3 protein-coding genes and 1 pseudogene are annotated in these 3,463 nt (G+C 61.7%); 2 read left to right on the top strand and 2 right to left on the bottom strand.

Annotated features, from left to right (window positions below):
• Positions 1–534 precede the first annotated feature (534 nt).
• Together BO39_RS29075 and BO39_RS29070 are read left to right on the top strand one after the other, a co-directional pair.
• Entirely contained in the window at positions 535–1,467 is a 933-nt protein-coding gene (locus BO39_RS29075; protein ID WP_043840350.1) for a replication protein RepA, read from the top strand.
• Between the two features lie 484 nt (positions 1,468–1,951).
• Entirely contained in the window at positions 1,952–2,551 is a 600-nt protein-coding gene (locus tag BO39_RS29070) for a PEP-CTERM sorting domain-containing protein (RefSeq protein ID WP_043840349.1), read from the top strand.
• Between the two features lie 88 nt (positions 2,552–2,639).
• On the opposite strand, the pseudogene BO39_RS29065 reads toward BO39_RS29070, so the two are convergent.
• Positions 2,640–3,230 (bottom strand): annotated as a pseudogene (locus BO39_RS29065) (IS630 family transposase); the annotation flags it as partial.
• Between the two features lie 2 nt (positions 3,231–3,232).
• A partial coding sequence (locus BO39_RS33855; RefSeq protein ID WP_043840346.1) for a hypothetical protein occupies positions 3,233–3,463 on the bottom strand: 231 nt, incomplete at its 5' end.

Genomic DNA, 3,463 nt, shown 5'->3' with positions numbered 1-3,463 from the left:
GCCATGCGCTACGACCGATGCGCCCACACCTTCATGTCCTCCATTTGCCTCGCGGTCGCCGTGCTCTTCTGGATCAATGAGTCCTGACCCTAGAGAGACGAAAGGTCTCCCCTGATCTTTTTGAAGCGCGATCTTCCTATTCTTATGGACCACACACGATGATGGAGGATTGCCGGGCCCGTCCTCCGGATGCAGGTAAGGCCGAGTTGAGGACTTTGGCGGGAGGCGAGGGGAAGCGGTATTCAGGCGCCCCGATTCGGCCCCGCTGAGGTGACACCTGATGAGCCTGGTTGCCCACAGGCCGACTGAGGACTCTGACGGGATGGGTGAGGACTTTAGCGGGAGCCGCTTACTGTCTTTTCAAACATCTGCGCGATCCGTCCCGAGGACTCCGGCGGGACATACTAGTAGTTAGAATCACTACTACCATTGCTACTAACCCTTCCCGCCGAAGTCCTCAGCGACAAGCGATCAGGAGCGATCCATATTCCGGACTACTCGCTGATGAATGAAGGCTGCTGAGAGGAGGTCGTTGTGGCTGAAGTGCATGAGTTGCTGAGAGCTCACGGCCGCCAGAGTGTCCTCCAGTTCGACAGCATCGAGCGCCGCGTGGTGGATGCGGCCGCCGATTACCTCACCGATGAGGAAGGCGGTATTGGCTTCCTCTACTCTGGTTGGGCACAAGCTGCCCTGCCCCACAAGCGCCTGGCTAACGACGAACCATGGCAGGTTCGCACGGATCGGGTGAACCTCCTGGTCGAGCCTGGACGCAAAACTCTCGTTGATGGCGGGCTGCAATGGATTGGCGTGCCCTATGGCAGCCGTGCCCGACTTATTATGCTCTACCTCCAGACTGAGGCACTTCGGACTCAGAGCCGAGAGATAGAGCTCGGGAAAAGTCTACGTGCCTGGCTCAAAAAGATGGGGATCTCCCCGGGCGGCAAGTCGATCGCCGACGTGCGGGAACAGGCAGAGCGCATTACGCGGTGTCGCCTCACGTTCGAAGTGCAACAAGCGGGCAAGAGCGCCCTGGTGCAGCAGCTCATCGTCGACAAGGCGCTGTTCACTGACGACGATGAGGACTTTGGCGGGAGCGGGTTCCTTGAGCGGACCAAGCTTTCTGAAACCTTCTTCGAGCAGCTGCGACGCCATCCCGTCCCTATCGAAGAGTCGGCAATCCGGCACATTAACCGGCACTCCATGGCGCTCGATATCTACTGCTGGGCGGCCTATCGTCTCCACGCGCTCGCGGGCCCGATTTCCGTGTCATGGCGGGCACTTCATGCTCAGTTCGGTGGCGGGATTCGGCGCCTCGACCACTTTCGGGAGACCTTCCAGGAGCAGCTCCAGCTCGCAACGGCAGTGTATCCCGGTGCTCGGATTGAGGTTCGCCCCAGCGGCCTCCTCCTGTCGCCCTCAGATCCGCCAGTGGCGCCTCGCAAGACGGTCACCGCGCTCCGGCGCTGACCAGAGACTCCCGCCAGAGTCCTCAGCCGTCCCGCCAAAGTCCTCAGCGTTTCCACACCCGTCCATTGCTCGGCGGCGTGCGCCATCTCCTTTCTGCACGTGCTCAGGTGCTGCTGAAGGACGCGCTAAATCGGCGTGGTGCCTGCTGTCCTATTTGCTCTGACGAGTTCACCTCGGACATCTGTCAAAGTGAGGTCGACTTCTGTTCGACAAAGCCCAGGGTGAGCGCCCCATGAACCTAAATGCGCGACGAGCTGCGGTCGCCGCCAAGCGGTTCCAGCATTACTACCTCGGCTCTCGTGACAGAGTGCACTAGAGCTTTTCCACGCTACTCGGACGCAAGTCGCAAATCTTTACGGAACAGTCGAAACGCCGCCGAATCTTGGCGTAAGGCTTTGTTCCTAATGGTTCCGCCGTGTCTAGCGCGGCACATGCACAGCCCCCGTTTGCGAGACGCCAGCAAGGCGCCGCAGGAGATGTTTCGATGAGCTTGCAGAATGCTGCACTGGCCGCTGGGCTGGTGCTGATGGCGGCGGCCGGCCCGGCAAAGGCCGATGTGATCTATCGCTTCCAGCAGGTCGGGCCTGCTACTGGCAACAACTTCCCATCTGTTGCTCTCTTGAACGTCTTCGGAGAAATTGTCGTCACCGATACGGCCGCTCAGAACGGCTTTTCATTGTCGTTCTTCAACTCATTTCAAGACGATCTTGATCGTTCTTCGATCGCCGGGTTGGTCGGGTTGGATGTTAATAACCCCGGTGGGTTCAACACCGTGACGCTTCCTAGCTTCCAGCTTCAGCGTCCATCATCCGTGCAATACACCTGGAGTTTCGATCTTACCGGCGGTGCCGGAAACGGCCTCTTCAGGAAATTAGGGTTCTCAACCGGCGCCGAGGGTCTGTTTCTTACCTTCCGCGGGACAACCTTCACCGGCATCTTCGGTGACGAGACCTATGGTTGCGGCAACTTGGCGTGTAGTCTGAGTGGCACCGTCACCACGGCCGTGCCTGAGCCCGCCTCCATGGCGCTGTTCGGTGCTGGGCTGCTCGGGCTGGCGGCGGTGCGGCGAAAGCGCGCGACCTGAGGGCATAACCCAGCATCGCGAGGGCGCTTCAAGTGAGGAGGCACTTGTGCTGCCTCCTCACTTCTGTCGAGGCTAGAGCTCTTCCACGCTACTCGAATGCATAGCCTGAGTTGGCGAGGTAGTTCCGGCACTCGGCTGGGATGAAGGTCTTGAGCAGGCGCCCGATGGTGGTCCAGAGGGCCTCGCGGGTGCGGGCTGCAGCCTTGCGAAGCAGCGCCTTCAGCTTGGCGAAGAGCTGCTCAATCGGGTTCAGGTCGGGCGAGTAGGGCGGCAGGTAGAGCAGGCTGGCGCCGGTGGCTCGGATCGCCTCGTGCACCCCGGCGACTTTATGTGCCGGAAGGTTGTCCAGGACAACGACGTCGCCCCTGGCCAGGACGGGCGCGAGGAACTGCTCGGCGTAAGCGAGGAAGGTCTCGCCCGTCATAGGCTCATCCAGCACGAGAGGCGCAACAAGGCCGGTGCTGCGCAGCCCTGCGATGAAGGTGGTGGTGCGCCAGTGGCCGTGAGGCGTGGCATCGACCAGGCGCTCGCTCCGCGGGCCCCAGCCGTAGCGGCGAACCATGTTGGTGGCGGCGCCAGTCTCGTCGAGGAACACGAAGCGCTCAGGATCCATATAGCGCTGCCAAACGCGCCAGTGGCGGCGGTGCTCGGCGACGTCTGGCCGGTCCTGCTCGGAGGCCCTCAGGGTCTTTTTTTATGCGAGTGCTCGAGCCGCTTCAGCATGAACCAGATGGTCATCAGCGAGACCGGCGCCACGCCGCGCTCGATCAGCGCCACCCGGATCTCGACCAAGGTGATCCCCTTCCGGCTGGCCGTCAGCTCCCGCAGGAACGCCTCCTGCCCAGCCAGCAGCGGCTTGCGGTAGCCGCCGATCTTGGCAGGAGCCGTGCTGCCGGTCTGGCGCACCCGCCG

It is taken from the genome of Roseomonas aerilata DSM 19363 (genome assembly GCF_000711725.1).
GTDB classification, from domain to species: Bacteria; Pseudomonadota; Alphaproteobacteria; order Acetobacterales; family Acetobacteraceae; genus Roseomonas; species Roseomonas aerilata.
This window is presented reverse-complemented; position numbering and strand designations above follow the sequence as displayed.